This is a genomic window from Thermus caliditerrae, assembly GCF_021462525.1.
Classification (GTDB): Bacteria; Deinococcota; Deinococci; order Deinococcales; family Thermaceae; genus Thermus; species Thermus caliditerrae.
This window is the reverse complement of sequence record NZ_JAKEDT010000002.1, coordinates 56,201-77,281: the sequence shown is the minus strand read 5'-3', so window position 1 is coordinate 77,281 and position 21,081 is coordinate 56,201. Positions and strand designations below refer to the sequence as shown.

At 67.7% G+C, this 21,081-nt stretch carries 26 protein-coding genes; 11 read left to right on the top strand and 15 right to left on the bottom strand.

What is annotated here, in order from left to right:
* Positions 1-34: 34 nt before the first annotated feature.
* The 5 genes from truA to L1088_RS02260 all read right to left on the bottom strand — a co-directional run bounded on the left by truA (position 35) and on the right by L1088_RS02260 (position 5,331).
* Positions 35-802, bottom strand: a complete 768-nt coding sequence (gene truA, locus L1088_RS02280; RefSeq protein ID WP_038048204.1) for a tRNA pseudouridine(38-40) synthase TruA — start codon at positions 800-802, stop codon at positions 35-37.
* Between the two features lie 66 nt (positions 803-868).
* Positions 869-1,921 (bottom strand): ABC transporter ATP-binding protein, encoded by a 1,053-nt coding sequence (locus tag L1088_RS02275; protein WP_038048202.1) that lies wholly within the window; start codon positions 1,919-1,921, stop codon positions 869-871.
* Entirely contained in the window at positions 1,900-3,453 is a 1,554-nt protein-coding gene (locus L1088_RS02270) for an ABC transporter permease (protein ID WP_038048200.1), read from the bottom strand. The genes L1088_RS02275 and L1088_RS02270 overlap by 22 nt, the downstream gene beginning before the upstream one ends.
* Before the next feature lie 21 nt (positions 3,454-3,474).
* Entirely contained in the window at positions 3,475-4,470 is a 996-nt protein-coding gene (locus L1088_RS02265) for an iron ABC transporter substrate-binding protein (protein WP_234553549.1), read from the bottom strand.
* An 84-nt stretch (positions 4,471-4,554) separates the two neighbouring features.
* Positions 4,555-5,331, bottom strand: coding sequence for an alkaline phosphatase family protein (locus L1088_RS02260; RefSeq protein WP_038048196.1), 777 nt, complete (start codon positions 5,329-5,331; stop codon positions 4,555-4,557).
* A 102-nt stretch (positions 5,332-5,433) separates the two neighbouring features.
* On the opposite strand from L1088_RS02260, the gene L1088_RS02255 reads away from it, so the two are divergent.
* A complete protein-coding gene (locus L1088_RS02255; RefSeq protein ID WP_038048194.1) occupies positions 5,434-5,865 on the top strand; it encodes an OsmC family protein in 432 nt (143 codons plus the stop codon).
* A gap of 14 nt (positions 5,866-5,879) precedes the next feature.
* Here the strand turns inward: L1088_RS02255 and L1088_RS02250 are convergent, their stop codons facing one another.
* From L1088_RS02250 to L1088_RS02240, 3 genes are read right to left on the bottom strand one after another with little or no spacing between them, the layout of a single operon-like run.
* On the bottom strand, positions 5,880-6,608 hold the full coding sequence (locus tag L1088_RS02250; protein WP_038048192.1) for a zinc ribbon domain-containing protein: 729 nt from the start codon (positions 6,606-6,608) through the stop codon (positions 5,880-5,882).
* Positions 6,596-7,222, bottom strand: coding sequence for an MBL fold metallo-hydrolase (locus tag L1088_RS02245; protein ID WP_038048190.1), 627 nt, complete (start codon positions 7,220-7,222; stop codon positions 6,596-6,598). Before L1088_RS02245 ends, L1088_RS02250 begins: the two co-directional genes overlap by 13 nt.
* Positions 7,219-7,911, bottom strand: coding sequence for a sulfurtransferase (locus L1088_RS02240; protein WP_038048188.1), 693 nt, complete (start codon positions 7,909-7,911; stop codon positions 7,219-7,221). Before L1088_RS02240 ends, L1088_RS02245 begins: the two co-directional genes overlap by 4 nt.
* Before the next feature lie 101 nt (positions 7,912-8,012).
* On the opposite strand from L1088_RS02240, the gene L1088_RS02235 reads away from it, so the two are divergent.
* Positions 8,013-8,477 carry an Hsp20/alpha crystallin family protein gene (locus tag L1088_RS02235; RefSeq protein ID WP_234553548.1) on the top strand — a complete coding sequence of 155 codons (465 nt, stop codon included), beginning with the start codon at positions 8,013-8,015 and terminating at the stop codon, positions 8,475-8,477.
* Between the two features lie 57 nt (positions 8,478-8,534).
* On the opposite strand, the gene L1088_RS02230 is transcribed toward L1088_RS02235, so the two are convergent.
* The gene (locus tag L1088_RS02230; RefSeq protein WP_234553547.1) at positions 8,535-9,608 is read right to left on the bottom strand and encodes a cystathionine beta-lyase; all 1,074 of its coding nucleotides are present in this window, start codon (positions 9,606-9,608) and stop codon (positions 8,535-8,537) included.
* A gap of 30 nt (positions 9,609-9,638) precedes the next feature.
* Complete coding sequence (trmB, locus tag L1088_RS02225) at positions 9,639-10,574, bottom strand: tRNA (guanosine(46)-N7)-methyltransferase TrmB (RefSeq protein ID WP_234553546.1); 936 nt, start codon at positions 10,572-10,574, stop codon at positions 9,639-9,641.
* Between the two features lie 75 nt (positions 10,575-10,649).
* Here trmB and L1088_RS02220 point away from each other — a divergent pair, with 75 nt between their 5' ends.
* From L1088_RS02220 to L1088_RS02200, 5 genes are read left to right on the top strand one after another with little or no spacing between them, the layout of a single operon-like run.
* Entirely contained in the window at positions 10,650-11,264 is a 615-nt protein-coding gene (locus L1088_RS02220; RefSeq protein ID WP_234553545.1) for a DUF4388 domain-containing protein, read from the top strand.
* Positions 11,252-11,770 (top strand): GTP-binding protein, encoded by a 519-nt coding sequence (locus L1088_RS02215; RefSeq protein ID WP_234553544.1) that lies wholly within the window; start codon positions 11,252-11,254, stop codon positions 11,768-11,770. The genes L1088_RS02220 and L1088_RS02215 overlap by 13 nt, the downstream gene beginning before the upstream one ends.
* Positions 11,763-12,092 (top strand): CZB domain-containing protein, encoded by a 330-nt coding sequence (locus tag L1088_RS02210; RefSeq protein ID WP_038041184.1) that lies wholly within the window; start codon positions 11,763-11,765, stop codon positions 12,090-12,092. Before L1088_RS02215 ends, L1088_RS02210 begins: the two co-directional genes overlap by 8 nt.
* Complete coding sequence (locus tag L1088_RS02205) at positions 12,089-12,451, top strand: roadblock/LC7 domain-containing protein (protein ID WP_234553543.1); 363 nt, start codon at positions 12,089-12,091, stop codon at positions 12,449-12,451. The genes L1088_RS02210 and L1088_RS02205 overlap by 4 nt, the downstream gene beginning before the upstream one ends.
* A 9-nt stretch (positions 12,452-12,460) precedes the next feature.
* Positions 12,461-13,408 (top strand): HD-GYP domain-containing protein, encoded by a 948-nt coding sequence (locus tag L1088_RS02200; RefSeq protein ID WP_234553542.1) that lies wholly within the window; start codon positions 12,461-12,463, stop codon positions 13,406-13,408.
* Here L1088_RS02200 and L1088_RS02195 read toward each other — a convergent pair.
* The 3 genes from L1088_RS02195 to L1088_RS02185 are packed head-to-tail and all read right to left on the bottom strand — an operon-like array spanning position 13,405 to position 16,912.
* On the bottom strand, positions 13,405-15,192 hold the full coding sequence (locus L1088_RS02195; protein WP_234553541.1) for a menaquinone biosynthesis decarboxylase: 1,788 nt from the start codon (positions 15,190-15,192) through the stop codon (positions 13,405-13,407). The genes L1088_RS02200 and L1088_RS02195 overlap by 4 nt on opposite strands.
* 42 nt (positions 15,193-15,234) lie before the next feature.
* Complete coding sequence (locus L1088_RS02190) at positions 15,235-15,564, bottom strand: YraN family protein (protein ID WP_234553540.1); 330 nt, start codon at positions 15,562-15,564, stop codon at positions 15,235-15,237.
* Between the two features lie 4 nt (positions 15,565-15,568).
* The gene (locus L1088_RS02185) at positions 15,569-16,912 is read right to left on the bottom strand and encodes a PASTA domain-containing protein (RefSeq protein WP_234553539.1); all 1,344 of its coding nucleotides are present in this window, start codon (positions 16,910-16,912) and stop codon (positions 15,569-15,571) included.
* Positions 16,913-16,972: 60 nt separating this feature from the next.
* Here L1088_RS02185 and L1088_RS02180 point away from each other — a divergent pair, with 60 nt between their 5' ends.
* Entirely contained in the window at positions 16,973-17,515 is a 543-nt protein-coding gene (locus L1088_RS02180) for an NAD(P)/FAD-dependent oxidoreductase (protein ID WP_038048175.1), read from the top strand.
* 194 nt (positions 17,516-17,709) lie between these two features.
* On the opposite strand, the gene L1088_RS02175 is transcribed toward L1088_RS02180, so the two are convergent.
* Together L1088_RS02175 and L1088_RS02170 are read right to left on the bottom strand one after the other, a co-directional pair.
* On the bottom strand, positions 17,710-18,480 hold the full coding sequence (locus L1088_RS02175; RefSeq protein WP_038041173.1) for an SDR family NAD(P)-dependent oxidoreductase: 771 nt from the start codon (positions 18,478-18,480) through the stop codon (positions 17,710-17,712).
* Between the two features lie 4 nt (positions 18,481-18,484).
* Positions 18,485-19,612 (bottom strand): alanyl-tRNA editing protein, encoded by a 1,128-nt coding sequence (locus L1088_RS02170; protein ID WP_234553538.1) that lies wholly within the window; start codon positions 19,610-19,612, stop codon positions 18,485-18,487.
* 19 nt (positions 19,613-19,631) lie between these two features.
* Here L1088_RS02170 and L1088_RS02165 point away from each other — a divergent pair, with 19 nt between their 5' ends.
* From L1088_RS02165 to L1088_RS02155, 3 genes are read left to right on the top strand one after another with little or no spacing between them, the layout of a single operon-like run.
* Positions 19,632-20,051, top strand: coding sequence for a HEPN domain-containing protein (locus tag L1088_RS02165; protein ID WP_234553537.1), 420 nt, complete (start codon positions 19,632-19,634; stop codon positions 20,049-20,051).
* A complete protein-coding gene (locus L1088_RS02160) occupies positions 20,032-20,361 on the top strand; it encodes a nucleotidyltransferase domain-containing protein (RefSeq protein ID WP_234553536.1) in 330 nt (109 codons plus the stop codon). The genes L1088_RS02165 and L1088_RS02160 overlap by 20 nt, the downstream gene beginning before the upstream one ends.
* On the top strand, positions 20,358-21,074 hold the full coding sequence (locus L1088_RS02155; protein ID WP_234553535.1) for a pseudouridine synthase: 717 nt from the start codon (positions 20,358-20,360) through the stop codon (positions 21,072-21,074). Before L1088_RS02160 ends, L1088_RS02155 begins: the two co-directional genes overlap by 4 nt.
* Positions 21,075-21,081: the final 7 nt, after the last annotated feature.

Sequence of the window (21,081 nt, the reverse complement as noted above, 5' to 3'; positions counted from 1 at the left end):
GGTCTTTGGGAAGGGTCGGGGCGTGCCCCGGCCCTCAGCCTTTTGGGGAGAGCCGCTCCTCGGGGTAGCGGGCCTCGAGGAAGTAGAGCCCCTGGGGCGGGGCGCTGGGGCCCGCCAGGCGGCGGTCGGCGGTTTCCAAAATGAGCCTCAGGCTTTCGGGGAGGCGCTTCCCCAGGCCCACCTCGAGGAGGGTGCCCACCATTCCCCGCACCTGGCCCCGGAGGAAGCTTTGGCCCCGGAAGTAGAAGCGTAGCTCCCTACCCGCTTCCCCTTCCACCTCCTCCATGCGGGCCTCGTAAAGCTCCCTTTCCCCCGCCCGCACCTCTTCCTTGGCAAACCCCAGGAAGTTGTGCCGCCCCGGGAGGTGGGCCAGGGCTTCCCGTAAGGCGGCTAGGTCCAGGGGCTTCCTCAGCCAAAGCGCCCGCTGGCGCAGGAGGGGGGAGGGGTGGGGCCTTAGGAGGACGCGGTAAAGGTAGGCCCGCCAGAGGGCGTCCTTGCGGGCGTGGAAGTCGGGGGCCACCTCCCTTGCGGCGAGCACCTTGAGGTCCTCGGGAAGGAGGCGGTTGAGGGCCTCGGGGATCTTCTCCGTGGGGATCCTCCCCGGGAGGTTGAAGTGGAAGGGCATGGCCAGGGCGTGGACCCCAGCGTCGGTGCGGCCCGCGGCCACCGCCTTGGGGAGGGCCCCGATCCGGGCCAAGGCCTTTTCCAGCTCCCCCTGGACGGTGCGCAAGCCTTCCCCTTGGCGCTGGAGCCCGGCGAAATGGGTGCCGTCGTACTCGGCGAGGACGAGGATGCGGCGCACGGCTTTAGCTTAAGCCCCTGCGGCCTCGGCATTCTTCAGGGGCCCCCGGCTTGGGCGGCGAGGCCCTCAGTCCGTGCCCACGGGAGCCTTGGTGGGGTGGCCCTCGAGGGCCACGCCTTTCCCCACCACCCCCACCCGCACCCGGTCCCCCACGCGGAAGGGGCTTTCGGGCACTTCCTGGACCAAGAGCTCCTTTTCTGGGGAGAGGAGGCGCACCCGGTAGGTGAGGTCGTGCCCCTTGAACTCCCGGGCCACCACCTGGCCCAGGGCACCCTCGGGCGCCTCCGGGGGCAGGAGCTTGAGCGCCTCGGGGCGCAGGGAGAGGAGGAGGGGCCCGTGGGCGGGCTCGGCCAGCGGAACGGGACCCAGGCAGGTTTCCGCATACCGGCCAAAGCCCTCTCCCGAAAGGAGGTTGGTCCGCCCCAGGAACTGGGCCACGAAGGGGGTTTTGGGCTTCAGGTAGACCTCCTCCGGGGTGCCCAGCTGCTCTAGCCTTCCCCCCCGCATGACCCCCAGGCGGTCGGCGAAGGAAAGGGCCTCCTCCTGGTCGTGGGTGACCAGGAGGGCGGTGGTCCCGGTTTCCTTGAGGAGTTTGCGCACCTCCTCCCGGGTGCTGGCCCTAAGGCTAGCGTCCAGGCTGGAAAAGGGCTCGTCCAGGAGGATCAGCTTGGGCCCCGGGGCCAGGGCCCGGGCCAGGGCGATGCGCTGCTGCTGCCCCCCGGAAAGCTCCGAAGGCTTGCGGTCCTGGAAGAGGGTCATGCCCACCCGCTCCAGGGCCCGTTTGGCCCTTTCCAGGCGGTCCTTCCCTTTGAGCCCGAAGGCCACGTTGCCGAGGGCGGTGAGGTGGGGGAAGAGGGCGTAGTCCTGGAAGACGAAGCCGATGCCCCGCCGTTCTGGCGGCAGGTGGGTGACGTCTTGGCCTTCCAGGAGGACCCGTCCCGCATCGGGGCTTTCCAGCCCCGCCACCACCCGCAGGAGGGTGGTCTTGCCGCAGCCCGAGGGCCCCAAGAGGGCCAGGATCTCCCCAGGGTTGACCGAAAGGTCAATCCCCTTCAGCACCGCGTGCTCCCCGAAGCGCTTGACGATGCCCTTGAGCTCTAAAAGCGGCGTTCGCTCCAAAGCAACACCCCCACGAAGGCCGCCGAGAGCAGGACGATCAGGAGGGCGAAGGGGGCAGCCTCGGCGAACATGGCTTCCTGAGTGTAGCTGAAAACCCGCGTGGCCAAGGTGGCGTAGCCCATGGGCGCCAGGAGGAGGGTGATGGGCAGCTCCTTCACCGCCCCGATGAAGGCCAAGGCTCCTCCCGCCACCGCCCCGCGCCAGAGGAGGGGGAAGGTCACCCGGAAGAAGGCATGGGCTGGGGAGTGGCCCAGGGTCCGGGCCGCTTCCTCCAGCCGCTTGGGTACCTGGTATAAAGCCCCCCGCACCGGTCCCAGGCTTTCCGGCAGGAAGTGGAAGGCCAGGACCAGGACCAGGAGCGGAAGGGTGCCGTAGAGGAAGGGGAGGCTTTTCAGGCTGAAAAAGATCCAGGCCAGGGCGAAGGCCAAAGGTGGGATGGCGTAGCCCAGGTAAGCCAAGCGCTCCAGAAGCCGGGAGGCTGGCGAGGGATGCCGCGCCGCCAGGTAGGCCATGGGGAGGGCCATGCCCAGGGCGAGAAGGGCGGCGGGGAGGGCGGCCAGGGCGGAGTGGGAGAGGGCTTCCCAAAGCCCGGTGAACTCCCCTGAGGGGAAGCGGCGGGCCAGGTGAAGGAGGGCGTAGAGGGGGAGGACCAAGGCCAGGAGGGGGGGAAGGGCCGCCAGCAGGTAGGCCAGGGGTGCCAGCCGCCCCAAGGGCACGGGCCGGGCTTTCTTGCTGCTGCCCTTGCCGGTGCGGGCCAGGCTGAGGCGGCGGAGGAAGGCACCTTCCAGGAGGAGGAGCCCCCCGGTGAGGAGGAGGAGGAAGAGGGCCAGCCAGGCGGCGTACACCCGGTCGAAGGCGGCGCTGTACTGCAGGTAGATGGCGTAGGAGAAGGTTTCGTAGCGCAGGAGGCTCACGGTGCCGAAGTCCCCCAGGACGTGCAGGCCCACCACCAGGTACCCGGAGAGGAGGGCGGGGAGGAGCTGGGGAAAGGCGGCCCGGAAGAAGGCGGCCAAGGGGCCAAGACCCAGCGTCCGGGCGGCCTCCTCGAGGCCTGGGTCCAGGCCCAAAAAGGCAGCGCGAAGCCCCAGAAAGAGGTAGGGGTAGGTGATGAGGGAAAGGACGAGGAGGGCACCCCAGTACCCCTCGGGCCGGGGCAAGGGGAGGAGGCCCCCAGGCCCCGTGGCCGCCAGGAGCACGTAGGCCCCCACGTACCCAGGGATGGCCAAGGGCAGGGTGAGGAGGAGCGAGAGGAGGCGCTTCCCTTTGAGGTCGGTGCGGGTGGTGAGGAAGGCCAGGGGGAGGGCGATGAGGGTGGTGAGGAGGAGGACTCCCAGGAGGAGGGCCAGGGTGTTTCCCAATAGCTCCAGGTTTTTGGGGCGAAAGAGGACGGCTTGCAGGGTGGAGGGGTCGGCCTCGAGGGCCCTGAGGACCAGGTAGAGGAGGGGCAGGGCCACCCCGCCCCCCGTGAGGAGGGCGGGCACCAGGAAGGGCAGGAGCCCAGGAAGGTGGGAGAGCCGGCGCGCTCGGGTCATGGGCCGGAAGGCTTGCAGCGCCTAAAGGATGCCGAGCTCCCGCAGGAGCTTCAGGGCCTGGTCCAGGGGAAGCCTCTCAAAGTCCAGCTTGGGGCTTTTCCGAAGCGCTTCGTCCAGGGGGAGGAGGTGGGGGTCGGCCACCACCCCCTTCACCAGGGGATACTCGCCCACATTCCCCACGAAGTACTGCTGCCCTTTGGCCGAGAGCAGGTAGCTGAGGAAGCGGTTGGCGGCCACCAGGTTCTTGGAGGTCTTGAGGATGCCCGCCCCGGTCACCAGGGCCAGGTTGCCCGCATCCCCGTCCTTGAAGTGGTGCATTCCCAGGTTGTAGCCTGCCCGGCGGAAGCGCACCACGTAGTAGTGGTTGGTGGAGCCGAGGTCGATTTCCCCGGCGCGGATGGCGTCCAGCATGGCCGGGTTGGAGGCGTAGCCCTTGGGGCTTAGGGCCTTCATGGCGGAAAGCCACTCCCGGGTTCGGCCCTCCCCGTAAAGGGCGATCATCCCCGCCACCATGTCCTGGAAGCTGGAGTAGGTGGGGGTCCAGCCCACCCGGCCCACCAAGCCCTTTTCCTGGGCGAAGCGGGGGAGGTCCAGGATGCTGGCGGGAAGCTCTTCCGGTTTGAGCTTTTGGGGGTTATAGGCCAGCACCCTTAGCCGCAAGGTGACGGGAACCCAGGACCTCGAGGCGGGCGCAAAGGCCACGGGCTGCTTCAGGAGGGTATCCCCCAGGGGGCGCAGAAGCCCTTTGGCCGCGGCCTGGCCCAAGGCCCCAGCGGTGTTGGCCCAGAAGAGGTCCGCGGGCGAGCGGCTGCCCTCCTCCTGCAAGGCCGCCAGGATCTGGGCGTCAGTGCCGTAGCGCACCTGGACCCGGATACCGGTTTCCGCCTGGAACTGCCTCACCAAGGGTTCCACCAGGCTCTGCCCCCGTCCGGAGTAGAGGGTTAGGGTCTGCTGCTGGGCAAAGGCCAGTCCTAAAGCCCCAAGGCCGATCAGGGTTATGAAGCTTCTAAGCCGCATCTCGCCTCCTTCCCGCATCCCCAGGGGTTTCCCGGGGCGAGGGCGCTCTCTGCCTGGGGACTTTACCCCAAGGGGGGATTAAAGTCAAGTATTCCGGTCGGATTTTATAAGTTTAGAAGTGATAATCACTTGCAGCCAGGAAAACACCCCCACCAGGTCTTGCGGCCAGAAGGGGGGTTCCCCGGTATACACCAGGGGTACGGGGTTACGGGTGTGCCTGGGGTGCCAGGGCTCCTCGGCGTTGCCGTGGTCGGAGGTGAGGAGGAGGGTGCCCCCTTCCTCCAGGAAGCCCTTCAGGAACTGGGAAAGCTCGCGAAAGCGCTCGGGAAGGGTGTCCGGGAAGCGATGGCCGGCAAGGTCCAGGGCCCAGTACTCCAGGACCACTAGGTCAAAACTTCGGGCCAGGGCCGCCACCTTAGCCCCCACCCCGTAGGGATCCTCCCAAAAAGCGGGCGGGAGGGCCAGGGGGTGGTCCTGGGGCAAAAGGGGTAGCCCCGCCAGGAGGGCAGCCTGGGCGAAGGCGGAAAGCATCAGCCTCCTCCCCTCGGTGGCCCTCGCCAGGTACTCCGGGCGGTAGGCGTTGGCGTGGAGCACCTTCAAGCCCTTTTCTTGGGCCCAGGCATACAGGCTTCGCCGCAGGAGGGGTCTAAGACGGGGGCTAGGGAAGGGGCCCTGGTGGTGGCCCAGGAGCCTGGCGGCGTTCACCCCGGTGAGGAGGGCGGTCTGTCCTGTGCCCGACTGGGGCAGGCCCTCCACCCCTAAGGTGGCGTCTAGGGCCTTGGGCTTGAGCTCCAGGAGAAGAGGGAAGAGGTCTTCTAGGGCCTCTCCCAGGCCCAGCCCGTCCACGAAGAGGAAGAGCATAAGACGAGTTTGGGGCAAGAAGGGCCCAAGGTCAAAGGGAAAGGTGCCTTGGTTCCCACCCGCGAGCCTGGTTGCGGGTATCCTGGGGCCGGAGGGAAAGCTATGCCTGTGAGAAAAGCCAACGCGGTATGGGAAGGCGGCCTGCGAAGCGGCAAGGGCGTGATGCGCTTGCAGAGCCAGACGTTTGAAGGGCCCTATTCCTTCCCCTCCCGGTTTGAGGAGGGGCCGGGCACCAACCCCGAGGAGCTCATCGCCGCCGCCCATGCAGGGTGCTTCTCCATGGCCCTCTCCGCGGCCCTGGAGCGGGAGGGCTTCCCTCCCAAGCGGATCGCCACCGAGGCCCGGGTACACCTGGAGATGGTGGAGGGGAAGGCCACCCTGACCCGTATTGAGCTCGTCACCGAGGCGGAAGTGCCGGGAATAAACCCGGAGAAGTTCCAGGAGATCGCCCAAGCGGCCAAGGAGGGGTGTCCGGTGTCCCGGGCTTTGGCGGGGGTGAGGGAAATCCTGCTCCAGGCCAGGCTGGTGGGCTAGGGGGGATTGCGGGTTCAGTCCCCCTTCCAGAGGAGGCGCCCGCAGGAGGGGCAGCGGGTCAGCTGCCCCTGGATCACCTTCTGGGCCACGTGGGTGGGGAGGACCACGTTGCACCCCTCGCAGCGGAAGACCTGGCCCTGGCGGAGCATGCGCACCACCCCCGTGCCCTTACGGGCGCGACGGATGGCCTCGTACTCCTTCAGAACGGGGGAGGGGATGCTTTCGGCCATCAGGGAGCGCTCCTCCAGCCGCTGGGCGATTTCCTGACGGAGGGCCTCCACCCGGACCTGGTTGGCCTCCAGAAGCTCCTCCAGGCGGGGCTTCAGGGCGGCGAGTTCCGCCTCTACCCGGGCGATCTCCTTCTCCAGGCCCTCCATGGCCTCCATGATGGGGGTGGAAAGCTCCAGGAGCTCCTTGATGCGGTCCTTGATCTGCTGGATACGGTTTTCGTACTGGGTTTGCTCCCGGGCGCTTTGCGCCTGGCGCTGCTCGGCTTCCGCCTGCTTTTCCTTGGCGGTGAGGTCCTCGATGTCCAGGCTGTGGCGGTTGTACTCCTTGCGCAGCTCGCTCTGGCGCTCCAGAAGGCTTTCCAGCTCCCGCTCCAGGGCCTCCACCTGGGCTTTTACCGCAAGGAGCTCCTCGGGTAGGCTCTCCGCCTCTTTCTGTAACCGGTCTATTTCCAGGTCCTTCTCTTGAAGGCCGTAGAGTGCCTTGAGTGCCTCCGCCCCGTTCACGTTTCCCATTCTAACCCTGTGAGGAAGGGGTTGGTTTGGGCCTCGAGGCCCAGGGTGGTGGCGGGTCCGTGCCCAGGATGGACCTCCGTGGGGGCGGGCAGGCTGAGGAGGCGCTTTAGGGAGTGGAAGAGGGCTTCTTGGCTGGCTCCGGGGAGGTCAAAGCGGCCGATACTCCCCCGGAAGAGGAGGTCGCCGGAGAAAACCTGGGGGGCCTCCCCAGGGTAGAAAAAGGCCACGTGCCCCGGGCTGTGGCCGGGAAGGTGAAAAACCTGGAAGCCGAAAAGCCGCATCCCCTCCTCCAAGGGCTCCACCGGCAGAGGAGGCTTGGGGATGGAGAACCCCCACATGCGGGCGGCCTCCGCCGCGTGGCGGTAGAGGGGAAGGTCCATGGGGTGGAGAAAGACGGGGAGGGCCAAGGCCGCCACCAGCGGGGCCACAGCCCCCACGTGGTCAAAGTGGGCGTGGGTGAGGAGGATGGCCCTAGGGGCGAGGCCCGTGGCCTCGAGGAGGGCCAGGATGCGCCCTGGCTCGTCGCCGGGGTCGATGAGGACGGCCCCCTCCGGCCCTTCCACCAGGTAGGTGTTTTCCCGCAGGGGCCCCACTTCCAGGCCGAAGACCCTCATGGCTCGGTGGGGAGGCCCTCCTGAAGCCACTCGTGCATGGAGCCCAGGTAGTTGCGGGCCCGCACGCCCAGGCTCCGCAGGACGAAGAAGGCTACGGCGCTCCTGGCCCCGGAGTGGCAGTACACCCCCACCTCCTCCCCGGGGGCGATGCCCAGCCGCTCCAAGAGCCCCTGGGGGTCCAGGAACACCTCCAGGGGGGCGTTTTTGCTCCCAGGGATGCGCCCGCCCCGGGGGCAGCAGGGGGGGTGTACCTTCCCCTGGAACTCCTCGGGGGTGCGCACGTCCAGGAGGAGGGGGTGCTTGGCCGCCTCGTCCGCGGTGAGGAGCCAGTCCCGCCGCAGGCGGGCCACGGTGTTCGTGCGCTCCACCCGGGGTTCCCCCCGCTCCGTGGCCTGGGGTTCCCAGCCCTCCGTCCAGAGCTCCACCGCAAGCCCCCCAAGCCCCAAGAAGAAGGCGGTGCGGCAGAGGCGGCTGGTGAGCCCTTCGTCGTAGAGGACCACCGGGCTCCGCAGGCCCAGCTCCTGGAAGAGCTCCGTCAGGCCGGCCTCGAGGGCCCTGAGCTCCCTCTCCTCCCGCAAGCGCAGCTTGGGGGCGGAGAGGTCCAGGTGGCGGGCCCCCGGCAGGTGCCCGGCCTCATAGGCGGCTCGGGGGCGGGTGTCCACCAGGACGGCCTCTGGAGGGGGTTTCATACCCTGAATTATAGCCCATAGGGAGGATGGGCTAAAAACCCCCTAAAGATACTTGACAATAAAAGGCGCAGGTGATATTAGTAAAAGCGGGAGGTGATGGTATGGCCCTGGTGCGTAGGGATGCTCGTCCCACCGAGATCACGCCCTTCCGTACGTGGGGTCCGCTCTCCCTGCTGGAGGAGGCCAACCGGCTCTTTGAGGAGGTTTTGGGCGACTTCGGTCGTCCTGCGGTGGTCTACGTGGCTCCGGCGGACCTCTACGAGACGGATGAGGCCCTGATCCTGGAGATGGCCGTGCCCGGCCTGGCTCCTGAGGATCTGGAGGTGAGCCTCGAGGGCAACAAGCTCACCGTCCGCGGCCAGGTGAAGCCCATGGAGGAGGCCAAGGTGCGCCGCTACTACCTGCAGGAGGTGCCGCACGGCTCCTTTGTGCGCACCTTCAGCCTGCCGGTGGAGGTGGACGCCTCCCAGGCCAAGGCGGAGTTCCGCCACGGCATCCTCCGGCTCACCATGCCCAAGGTGGCCGAGGCCCGGGCCAAGCGGATCCCCATCGAGGTAGTCCAGTAAGGCCTGTTTGGAAAAGGCCCCCTGGTTTGCCAGGGGGCCTCTGGCCTTGGGCAGCGGCTAACCTGCTTTCCGCAGGGCTTCTTCCAGGCGCTTCAGGCCCTCCTCCAGCACCTCGGGGTAGGTGGCGAAGTTGAGGCGCACGTAGCGGTCGTACCCCTCCCCGAAGTTCTCCCCAGGGTTCAGGGCCACCCGCGCCTCCTGAAGGAAAAAGGCGGCCGCTTTGGGGATGGGGGTCTTGAGCCAGGCCAGATAGGTGCCCTCCGGGGGGAAATGCCCAAGACCCACCTTCTGGGCCCAGACCGCCACCCGGTCGCGGTTGGCCTCAAGCCGTTTCAGGACCTCCTGGAGCCAGGGCCCCGCCTCCAAGAGGGCCGCCTTCCAGGCGGCCATGGCCAGGACGTTGGGGAAGGTGTGGGGGAGGTGGCGCTTCAGGGCTTCCACCAGGGGCTTGGGACCCACCGCTGCGCCTAAGGGCAGGCCGGCCAGGTTGTACGCCTTCCCCGGGCCCAGGAGGGTCAGGGTGCGTTCGGGGAGGAAGCGGGCCAGGGGCACGTGGGGGCGTTCGTAGGTGAGGGGGGCGTGCAGTTCGTCGGAAACCACGATGAGGTCGTGCTTGCGGGCGATAGCGGCCACCGCCAGGAGCTCTTCCTCGGTGAAGACCCGCCCCGTGGGGTTCTGCGGGTGGCAGAAGAGGAGGAGGCGGGTGGCGTAGGCCAGGCGCTCGAGGCCCGAAAGGTCCAGGCGGTAACCGGCCTCGGTTTCCCGCAAGGGATTGGCCAGAACGGTGCGCCGCTGCTCGCGGATGGCGGCCAGGAAAGGGGGGTAGATGGGCACCTGGGTCAAGACGCCTTGGCCCGGGGCGGTGAAGGCGGCCACCGCGGCGTAGAGCCCCACCACCACCCCGGGCATGAAGGCCACCTCCTCCGAAAGCCCCGTCTTTTCCAGAAGGAGGGTTTTAAGCTCGCTGTCCCCTTCCCGCGGGGGGTACCCCAAGAAACCCTCCGCCCGCTCCTGGATGGCCCGGCGCACGGGCTCGGCCACCGGGAAGTCCATGTCCGCCACCCAGAGGGGGAGCACCTCCTCGGGGTAGGCGCTCCACTTGAGGGAGTCCTTGCGGGGAGGAAGCACCATGGGGCTATCTTACCCAAAGGGCAACCCCCTTCAGGTGTGGTCCTGTAGCCTCTTCAGGCCTAAAGCTTCCAGGTGTTCCACTAGGGCCCGCACCGCCTCCTTGACCCCCTGGGTGATGAGGGGGCTTCCGAAGCGGCTTACCCCCGCGTAAATGCCCCGGGCACTTGGGCGCACCTCCAGAAGGAGGTCCTGGGTGAGGTCTTCTTCCTCCACGTGGGTGAGCACGTAGTGGCCTTCCTCTCCCCGGGCCACCTCCAGAAACACCGCTACCCCTCCGGGGAAGGGAACGGGCCGCTTGCTCAAGGGGAGGGTTTCGGGAAGAGTTCCTTCCAAAAGGGCGTGGGCCATGGGGTACCTCCTAATGGGGGGCCAGGGTTCGGGGTCCTCGGCCACCTTGACGAAGGCGGCATGGAAGAAGGCCCGGCCTGCCTCCTTCCACTTCAGGGCGTACTTGGTGCGCAGGTGGGCTTCCGGGGGAGGGCGCACCTCCACCCGGTAAAGCCCGGTTCGCTCCGCTTCCTCCAGGGCGAAGCGGAAGTAGGCCTCGTGGTCGGTGGTGAGGAGAAGCGCCCCGCCTTCTTGGAGCCTGGTGGAAAGCCTGCGGAAGAAGCGCTCCTGCAGGAGGCGCCTTTCCTGGTGCCGTTTCTTGGGCCAGGGGTCGGGGAAGTTCACGATGACCCGATGGAGGCTTCTGGGAGGGACCAGGTTTCGGAGGGCGAAGGGGCCTGTCCCTTGGTAAAGGCGCACGTTCTCAATGCCCTCCAGGCGCATCCGCCTCAGGGCCTTCAGCACGCTGGTGGCGGAAACCTCCGCCCCCAGGATGCACCAGTCGGGATGGGCTTTGGCCAGCTCCGCGGTGAAGCGCCCGTCCCCGAAGCCCACCTCCAGGACAAGGGGGCCTTCGGCGCCGAAGAGGTCCTTGGGTGTAGGGGGCCAGGTGGAAAGAAGGGCGGGCCGCACCAGCACGAGGGGGGATTATAGCAGTTTTTCAAACCCCTTTCACAAGGAGGGGCTACGGTGGAGCCTGGAGGAGGTTGGTTTATGGCCCTATTTGGAAGCCTCAATTCCCTGCCCCTGGAGGAGCTTCTCCAGCTTCTCGCCCACAAGGAAGGGGCCTTGGAGATTTGGAACCTGAAGGGTATTCCCCCCACCACCATCTATCTGAAGCCGGGCCACATCCGCTCCCTGGACCAAAACGGCAAGCCCCTGGACCCCATGGCGGCCAAAGCCACGTTGCAGGCCCTCCTCCAGGCCCGGGAGGGGAGCTTTGAGTTCCTGCCCGGGGCGAAGCCCAAGCACAAGGTGCGGCTGGGCTGGCCGGTGGAGAAGGTCCTCCTGAGCACCATCACCCTCCAGGACGAGCTGGATCGCTACCGGCCCCACCTGCCTCACCCAGAGGCCCGCTTTGAGCTGGCGGGAAGCTCTCCCGAGGACCCCCGCTTCAAGGACTTTTTCCGCTTGGCCCTGCCCTATCTCAAGCGGGGTGTTTCCCCCCAGGAGCTGGCCCAGGCCCTGCGGCTTCCCCTGGATCAGGTGCGCTTTTACCTCTACCGCCTCCAGCTTTTAGGGGCGGTGAAGCGCGCGGCCCCCAGGCCCAAGGCCCACCCCCTGGCGGGGAAGCTCCTCGCCCACCTGAAGGCCCTATGGAGCCGCTGAAGATCCTGGTGGCCGGCCCGGTGGGGGCGGGAAAGACCGCCTTCGCCAGAAGCCTCTTGGGGGAGGAGGCCCTCACCACCGAGGCCAAGGCCAGCGAGGACCTGGGCAAGGAGACCACCACCGTGGCCATGGATTTCGGGGTGATGGCCGTGGGGCCTTATAGGGTGCATCTCTTTGGGGCTCCCGGCCAGGCCCGCTTTGACTTCATGTGGGACGTGTTGGCGGAAGGGGCCCTAGGCCTTTTGCTCCTTCTGGCGGGGGATAAGCCAGAACACCTGCCCGAGGCCCGCCACCTCCTGGACTACCTCCTCTCCCGTCACCCTATCCCCCACCTGGTGGGGGTGACGCGGCTGGACCTGGGCCGGGCCTGGGAACCGGAGGAGGTGGCGTTGTACCTGCGCCTGCCCCCTGAAAGGGTGGTGGGTCTGGACGCCAGAAAACGGGCGGACGCTTTTGCGGTGCTCACCCGCCTGGTGGAGATGGCGGTGGAGGTAAGGGATGCTTGAAGCCATTGTGCTGGCCCATCTGCGTTATCTGGAGAACGTGGAGCGGTTTATGGAGGGAGGGCCAGAGCCCGCCCTGACCCCGCCCACAGAGTGTTCGTTGGGGCGGTGGCTCGCCGGAGAAGGCCGAGGGGCTTACGGGCACCTGCCTGCCTTCCAAGAGGTGGTTTCCCTCCACGAGCGCTTCCACAGCCTTACCGCGGAGGCGGTGTCCCTGAAGCAGGAAGGGAAGGAGGCAGAGGCCAGGGAGAGGATGAACGAGGCTTACCGGCTGTTTGGCCGGATTGAGCACCTGTTGTTGCGGCTGGACGAGGAGAGGCTATGACAAGACAAGAAGAGCTTTTGGCACTGATTAGGGGTTTGAGGACGGCGGTGCCCGAGATTGCCGGGGTGATGGTGGCCTCGGCGGATGGCCTGCCCATGGCGCACGACTTCCCCGAGGCGGAAGCGCCCCGGATCGCGGCCATGGCGGCCACGTCCTTGGGGCTGGGCAAGCGGATCGCCACCACCCTGCGCTTGGGGGAGCTTCAAGAAACGGTGATCCGGGGGCAGAGCGGGTACTTCGTGGTCTACGAGGCCGGGGAGAACGGGGTGCTGGCCGTGGCCCTGCCCGCTGGGGCCAACCTGGGGTTGGTGCACCTCGAGGCCCGGGAAGCCGCCAAGCGCTTGCGGGAGCTGCTCTAGGAGGCTTCTATGCGCGTGCTCGTGGTGGACGACGACCCGGTACAGCGCCTCCTCCTCATGCGGGCCCTGGCCCCCTTGGAGGTGGAGGTCCAGGAGGCTAGGAACGGTCAAGAGGCCCTGGACCTCTTGCGGGACGGCCTTCCCCATGTGGTCCTTACGGACCTGCACATGCCCCTGGTGGACGGGCTGGAGCTCACCCGCAGGATCAAGGCCCTGGACCCCCTCCTCCCGGTCATCCTCCTCACCGCCGACGGGGAGCGGGAGGTGCGCCTCAGAGGCATTGAGGCGGGCGCCGACGACTTCCTGAACCGGCCTGTGGACCTTTCCGAGCTCCGCCTGCGGGTGAAGGGCCACCTGGAGCGGCGCAAGCTTCAAGAGCGCCTCGAGGACCTGGAACGGACCCTCTTGGCCTTGGTGCGGGCGGTGGAGGCCAAGGACGCCTACACCGCGGGCCACGGGGAGCGGGTGGCCCAGTACGCCCTCTGGACGGCGGAGGAGCTGGGGGCCAAGGAGGCGGAGCTCGAGGACCTGCGCATGGGAGCCCTCCTCCACGACGTGGGCAAGATCGGCATCCCCGACCACATCCTCCGGGGGGACTACACCCTTACCGAGAACGAGTGGCGCCTTATCCGCGAGCACCCGGTGAAGGGAGACGAGATCATCCGCCCCTTGCGGGCTTACCACCGGCTCAGGCCCTACGTGCGCTGGCACCACGAGAAGCTGGACGGCTCCGGCTACCCCGATGGCCTCACCGAGGTGCCCCTCCTGGTCCAGGCGGTGAGCGCCGCCGACATCTACGACGCCCTCACCAGCGTGCGCACCTACCGCGCTTTCCTCAAGCCCGAAGAGGCCCTTAAGGTACTGGAGGAGGAGACCCGCCAAGGGCGGCTTCACCGGGAGGTGGTGCGGGCCTTCCAGAGCGGCCTCCTGCGCAACCGCGCCCTGCGTACCACCTAGAGGCCGTACTCCTCCCAGCGGCTTTCCACCAGGGCCTTGATGCGCTCGTCCATGCGGATGCGCTCGGGCCAGACCCGGTGGAAGCCTTCCTCGGGGAGCTTGCGGGTGCCGTCCAGGACCAAAACCGGACCCTCCACCCCCGCCATGACCCGGGCGTCCCGCTCCGGGTCGATGTTGTTGAGCACGGCCCAGAGGAGCTCCTCGGGGGTGAGGGCAGTGTCGTGGTCCGCCAGCAGGAGGAGCCGGATGCCCGCGCTGGCCGGTGTCTGCAAGAGGCGCTCCGCCAAGGCCCAGGCCTGGCCCGGCCGCGCCTTGCGCAGGGTAATCCCCCAGACCCCGGGCCACTGCCTTTGGGCCAGGGCCTCCGGGTCCTGGGGGAGCTCCGTGTGGACCCTGGGAGCCCAGGGTACCTCCCCGCCCTCCTCAGGGAGCTTGCGGGTGCCATCGATGAGGAGCTTCCCCCCGAAGGCGAAGGCCCGGGCGCTGTGGTCCAGGACGTCTATGGGCCCCCGGAGGAAAAGGGTGTCCCGGCCGGGGAGAGCGTGTTCCAGGGCTTTCAGAAGGGTGGCGAAGCCGGGCCGCACGGGCACGTCCGCGTCCACCGCCACGATCACCTTGGCGAACATCATCTGCCCCAGGCCCAGCATCCCGTAGGCCACCTTGTAGGCCTGGCCGGGGTACTCCTTCTTTAGGGCCACGTTCACCCAGTTGTGGGCCACGCCCTCGGGGGGCATGTGGTAGTCGGCCACCTCGGGGAGGACCAGGCGCAAGGGGGGAAGGAAGAGGCGCTCGCTGGCCTCGATGAGGTAGGCGTCCTCCATGGGCGGCATGCCCACGATGGTGGCCGGGTAGATGGCCCCTTTCCGGTGGGTGATGGCGGTGACGTGGAAGCGGGGGTAGAGGTCTTCTGGGGTGTAGAAGCCGGTGTGGTCCCCGAAGGGCCCTTCCACCACTAGGGGCTCCTCCGGGTCAATGTAGCCTTCCAACACGAACTCCGCCTCCGCGGGCACGGGGAGGTCCACCGTGACCCCTCGGACGAGCTCGATGGGGGCCCCCCGCAGGAAGCCCGCCAGGTGGAACTCGCTCACCCCCGGCAGGGGGGGGAGGGGGGCGGTGGCGGCGTAGGTGAGGACCGGGTCGCCCCCCAGGGCCACGGCCACGGGGAGCTTCTTCCCCAACCTTCTGGCTTTCTCCAGATGGCGGCGGCCCACCTTGTGGAGCTGCCAGTGCATGGCGGTGCTCCTTTTGTCCAGCACCTGCATGCGGTACATGCCCAGGTTGAGCTCCCCGGTTTCCGGGTCCTGGGTGATGACCAGGGGCAGGGTGAGGAAGGGCCCTCCGTCCAGGGGCCAGCACTTGAGGATGGGAAGGCGGTTTAGGTCCACCGCCTCCCCCTTGAGCACCACCTCCTGCACCGGGGCTTTGGCCACCCGTTTGGGGAAAAATCCCTTGAGGAGGGGGAGCTTGGGGAGAAGGCCCATGAGGGCAGAAATCCCCCCTCTTCCCGGCTTCAACTCCAGCAAGCGGGACACCTTCTCAGAAAGCTCGTCCAGGTCCCCAACCCCCAGGGCGAAGGCGGTGCGCTCCCGGGTGCCGAAGAGGCCGATGGCCACGGGGAAGTCCTTACCCACCACCCTTTCAAAAAGGAGGGCAGGACCCCCCCTCTTCACCATGCGGTCGGCGATCTCGGTGATCTCCAGGTCGCTGCTTACGGGCACCTTTACCCGCTTGAGCTCGCCCCGCCGTTCCAGGGCCTCCAGGTACGCCCCGAGGTTCCTAAACACCCCCAAGCTTACCGGATGCCCGGGGAAGAGGCTCGGGGCGGGCTACACTTCCAGGACCAGGTGCTCCAGGCGGTGCGCTTTGGGGGTGCCGTGGACCAAGACGGCCTCGAGGCGCACCGGGAGGTCGTCTCGCCCCAGCAGGAAGCGGGCGCTTTGGAGCAGGCGGGCCACCTTCCCGGGGGTGAGGGCCTCGAGGGGCGTGCCGAAGGCCCCTGTGCTGCGCTGCTTCACCTCCACCAAGACGTGGACCCCGTCCTTCTCCATGAAGAGGTCCACCTCTCCGAAAGGGGTGCGGCGGTTTCTGCCCAGGAGCCGGTAGCCCTTCCCCAAGAGGTAGTGGAGGGCTGCTTCCTCGGCCCAGGCTCCCTTCATGGGCTTAAGGGCTCCACTCCTGCAACACCTCCCCGTCCAGGTAGAGGCGGAAGCGGGCCTCTCCCTGTGCCCGGTAGGTGCCTTCCAGGTGGAGCCCCGCCTGCCCCAGGCCCTCGTAGAGCACCTGTTCCCCCCGGGCGTCCAGAAGGGTGAGCCGCACCGGGCGCCCTTCGGCCTCCGGGGGCAGGTCCAGGCTTAGGGCTACCTCCCGGAAGGCGGGTTCTGGCGGGGGTGGGGGGGTGGTGGGAAGCTGGACCTCCCCTTGCACCGCCACCCGGAGGCGCACGCCGCTTCCCGGGGGTATGGGGGTTCCCGGGGCGGGGTCTTGGGCTAGGACCAAGCCCGCGGGGGCTCCCGAAGGCACTTCTTCCACCTGGGCCTGCAGGCCCGCGGCGTTCACCAGGAAAAGGGCCTCCTCCCGGGTCAGGCCGGTGAGTTTGGGCAGGGGGCTGGCGTGGCCCTGGCTCTGCCCCGCGGACACCAAGAGGCGCACGCCGCTCCCCAGGGCCAAGGGGGTGCCTGGGGGAGGGGAGGAGGCGAGAATCACGCCTAGGGGTTCGGCGCTTTCTATCTGGGCCGTGCCCTCCAGGCGGAGGCCCAACTCCCGGACGCGGGCCTCGGCCTCCTCCTGCCGGAGGCCAGCGAGGTCGGGGAGGGGGTTGAGCCGGGCTTGGTTGAGCACCAGCCGCACCGTGCGCCCCTCCCGCAGCCGGGTGCCGGGAGGCGGTTCCTGGGCCAGGACCACCTCCTTGGGCTTGCTGGGGTCGTTGCCCTCGGCCACCTCCAGGCGGAGCCCGGTGTCTTTGAGGAGCAAGAAGGCCTCCCGGGCGGACTTTCCCACCAGCTCAGGCACGGCGTACTCCGGGGGGTTGAAGTAGCGGTAGAGCCCTTGGGAAAGGAGCCAAAGGCCCAAAGCCCCCAGGAGGAGGCCCGGGGCCACCCCCACCAGGAAGCCAGGCCGGAGGCGATGGGGCCTTTCCCGAGCCCCCCGTGGGCTGAGGGGCCAGGGGGAAAGGTAGGCCACCCCTTCCTCGGCCATGGCCAGGTGCTCGCGGCCAAAGCCCAGGGGGGCCAGGGCCTCGAGGGCCGCCTTGGGCGGGGGCTTGCGGGAAAGGGGTTTTTCCGGGAAGAAGGCGTAGTGGCGCCCCGGCTTCAAGGAGACCTGGGCTTCCAGAAGGCCCAGGTCCATGAGCCGCTTCAAGGCTGCCCGGTAGCGGTAGAAGCGCTCCCGCTCCTCAGGGGTGTGCACCTGGAAGAAGTAGACCCGTCCCCCCTCCACCCGGTAGAGGGTGATGCCCTCCCGCTCCTCGAGGGTTTCCAGCACCGGGTAGCGGTCGTCCAAAATCATGCGCCGCCGATTATACCTTGCCTTCTCCCCTTCGTTCCTGGCCCATATACTCTAAAAGGTATGTGGGATGTTCTCGTGGTAGGTGGCGGCCCCTCGGGTCTTTCCGCGGCTCTTTTTCTGGCCCGAGCCGGGCTGAAGGTCCTGGTGCTGGATGGAGGTCATTCCAAAATCGCCCAGGTAAGCCGGGTTCCCAACTACCCCGGCCTTCTGGACGAACCCTCGGGCGAGGAACTTCTAGAGAGGCTGAAAGAGCACGCCCGCCGCTACGGGGCAGAGATCCAAAGGGGCGTGGTCAAGGGGGTGCGTGACCTGGGGGGGGTCTTTGAGGTGGAGACCGAGGGGGGCGTGGTGGAAGCGGAAAGGCTTCTCCTCTGCACCCACAAAGACCCCACCCTACCCTCCCTCTTGGGCCTCACCCGCAAGGGAGTCCACATAGAAACCGACGAGGCCGGCCGCACCAGCTATCCCAGGGTCTACGCCGCCGGGGTGGCCCGGGGCAAGGTGCCGGGACACGCCATCGTGAGCGCAGGGGATGGAGCCTACGTGGCCATCCACTTGATCTCCGACCTGCGGGGAGAGCCCTACAAGGACCACGCCACGTGATGCCCTTTTTCGCCACATCGGTAAGGGCCTAAATGGTGCGGGCTAAGTACCCGCACGCAAAGGTTGCCCCACCGGCCAAAGCCAAAGCGGCGTGCTCACGGCCTCTTTGGGGCCCCCGTCGTGGCTTGCGCCACGACGGGGTACTTAGGGATTGGCCGGGCCCCCTACTCTGGCAAAACCAGGGTGGAGCAGCGCTAGACTGGCCTACCCGCCATCATGAAGCTCGCCGTCATACCCCCGTCCACCACCAGAATGGCCCCGGTGATGAAGCTCGCTTTTTCCGAAGCTAGGAAAACCACTGCCTCCGCCACTTCCTCGGGCTGGCCCAGCCTCCTCAGGGCGTGAAGGTCCTCCCAGTCCCGGCGGGTCCTCTCCGGGTCCTCGGAAAGGGCGATGGCCTCCAGTACCGCCTCCGTGGCGATGGCCCCCGGGGCCACGGCGTTCACCCGGATGCCCAAGGGGGCCAGGTCCAAAGCCAAGGAACGGGTGAGGTTGACCAGCCCTCCCTTGGAAGCGTTGTAGGCAGCATTCTCCTGCTCGGCGAAGAGGCCCTGGACGCTGGCCACGTTCACGATGGCCCCCCCGCCTACCTTGGCCATCTCCCTGGCCGCCAGGGCGGAGAGGTGCATGGGAGCGGTGAGGTTCACCTCCAAAACCCTTCGCCACTCGGGGAGTTTTACGGTAAGGGCCGAACCTGGGGCGCTGGTGGCGGCGTTGTTCACCAACACGTCCACCCGGCCCAGGGCCTTGGCCGCTTCTTCCACAAAGCGCACCCGGTCCCTTTCCTCGGCCAGGTCCGCCTGCACGAAGAAGCCTCCGATCTCCTCCGCCACCCCCCGCCCCTCGGGATGCAGATCGCAAAGGGCCACCAAGGCCCCTTCCCGAGCGAAGGCCCGGGCGATGGCCCGGCCGATGCCCCGGGCCGCTCCCGTGACCAAGACTCCCTTTCCCTCAAAAAGCCCCATGGCCTTAGCTTACGAGGCCCGGATCCAAGGCTGCGGCCACCTTTTCCTTGGGCAGGCTTCCCTGGACCACCTCTTTTCCCCCGCCCTTGGCCCCAAGGGCCTTAAGCCTTTCCAAAACCTCCTGCCGGCCGGGGCCCAAGGTGGCAAAGCGACCCTCGAGGGAAAGGAGCAAAAAGGTCTTCTCGCTCCAGGAAAGAAGCCTTTTGGCCAGGTCCCCCAGGACGGGAGCCGGCACCAGGAGCACCCTCTCCTCGAGGGCCCGGGGCAGGAGGGTCTCCACCAAAGCCTCTTTAAGCTCCAGGTTCTCGCCCTTAAGGGCGTATACCTCCTCCTGAAGGCGGCGCACGGGTCTTTCCAGCTCCAGGGGGCTGGTGGAGAAGGAAAGGGCCAGGCGGGAAAGCAGGGCGTGCTTGGCGTGGTAGTCCTCCAAAGCCTCCCACCCCGCCAGGAAGTGCACCCGGGTCCCCCCCTTGTACCGCTCCCACTTGAGCACCTTGATGGGCCCCGCCTGGGCGCTGGTCTTGAGGTGGGTGCCCCCGCAGGCCGCCAGGTCGAAGTCCCCGATCCGCACCAGGCGCACCCGGCCTTGCACCTTAGGAGGCCGCCTCAGAGGGTATTGGGAGAGCTCCTCTTCGGAGACCCAGAAGGCTTCCACCGGGTAGTCGGCGTAAACGGCAAAGTTGGCCAAGGCCTCGGCCTCTTGCAGCTTGGCCTCCGCCACTTCCTCCTTTAGGTCCACGGTGCAGATGGGCCCATCCAGGCTCACGGCCACCGTGTGGTACCCCCCGGCCCGGAGGAGGGCCTGGGAGAGGATGTGCTGGGCGGTGTGGCGTTGCATGTGGCGGAAGCGCCTATACCAGTCGATCTCTCCTTCCACCTCCACCCCTTCGGGAATGGGGGCGGAGAGCACGTGGACCACGTCGCCAAAGGCCTTTTCCTCCTCGTAGGCGTGGAGGACCCGCACCTCGCCAAAGGGGCCCTTGAGGACCCCGGTGTCCGCAGGCTGGCCGCCGGATTCCGGGTAGAAAAGGGTCTCGGAAAGCACGGCATGGTGCCCCTTCTCATCGCTCCAAACCCGCACCACCTGGGCCCGAAAGCGGGTGGCGTAGCTGTCCAGCTGGTAAAGCCTCATGCCCTTTAGGATAAGGAGGATGGTGCCCTTGGACCGGGAGGAAGGAGAGAGATGGCTGGCCCAAGCGCGGCATACCCTGGCCTCTGGGGAGCGTGACCTGGAGGAAGGGGACTACGACTGGGCCAGCTTTAAAGCCCACCAAGCGGGGGAGTACGCCTTGAAGGGGCTCCTCCGGGGCCTTGGGCGGCCCGCCTTCGGCCACGCCCTTTTCCGCCTGCTCCAAGCCTTGGCGGAAACGGGCTTGGTCATTCCCCCGGTCCTGGAGGAGGGGGCGCGGCTCCTGGACGCCCACTACATCCCCGCCCGCTACCCCGACGCCTACCCTGAGGGTAGTCCCTACGAGTACTACACCCCCTCCCGGGCTAAGGAGGCCTTGCAGGCGGCCAGGAGCATCCTGGGATGGGTAGAGGAGGTGTGGCATGGCCTGGAAGGCCCTTGAGGGGCGAAGGGCCGAGTGGGAGAGCCTTCTGGACGAGGCCAAGGCCTTTGCCCAAAGGGTGCGGCAGGCCTTAGGGGAGGCCCGGGTGTACCTTTATGGTTCGGTGGCCCGGGGAGTGTTCAACGTGGAAAGCGACATCGACCTGCTGGTGGTCTCCCCCCATCTGCCGAAAGACCCCTTGGAGCGCTTCACCTTTCTCCAGCGCCTAAACCCGGGCCGGGTGGAGGCCAGGGGCCTCACCCCAGAGGAGTTCGCCAGGCTTCGGGCCAAGGGGGCCCTTTGGTGGCTGGAGGGGGCCCGAGAGCTATGAGGGGGGAGCGCCTGGACCGGCTTCTGGCCCGGCTGGGCCTGGGGAGCCGCAAGGAGGTGGCCCGCCTGGTGCGCGCCGGGCGGGTGCGGGTGGCGGGGGAGGTGGTGCGGGACCCGGGCTTCCACGTCCCAGAAGGGGCCTCCTTGGAGCTGGACGGGAAGCCCCTGGCGGTGCGCCGCCACCACCACCTCCTCCTGCACAAGCCCGCGGGGTACGTGACGAGCCGCACCGAGGGGCCCAGCGTCTACGCCCTGCTTTCGGGCTTTCCCACCCGGGACCTCGCCCCGGTGGGCCGCCTGGACAAGGACACCGAGGGGCTCCTCCTCTTTACCACCGATGGGGAGCTCCTCCACCGCCTCACCCATCCCCGGCACAAGGTGGCGAAGCGCTACCTGGTCCACCTGGAGCGCCCGGCCACCGAGGAGGACCAAAAGGCTTTCGCAGAGGGGCTTTCCCTGGACGGAAAACGGCTTTTGCCCGCGGAGCTCTCCTTTGGGGAAGACCCCACCTGGGTGGAACTCGTCCTCCGGGAGGGGCGCTTCCACCAGGTGAAGCGCATGTTCCAGGCCCGGGGGAACCGGGTGCTCTACCTGAAGCGCCTCGCCCTAGGCCCTATAGAGCTAGGGAACCTGCCCCAGGGGGAGGCTCGGTTCCTTACCCCGGAGGAAGAGGAGGCCTTGTACCGGGCGGTGGGCCTTTTCACGGAGCCTTAACAGGGAA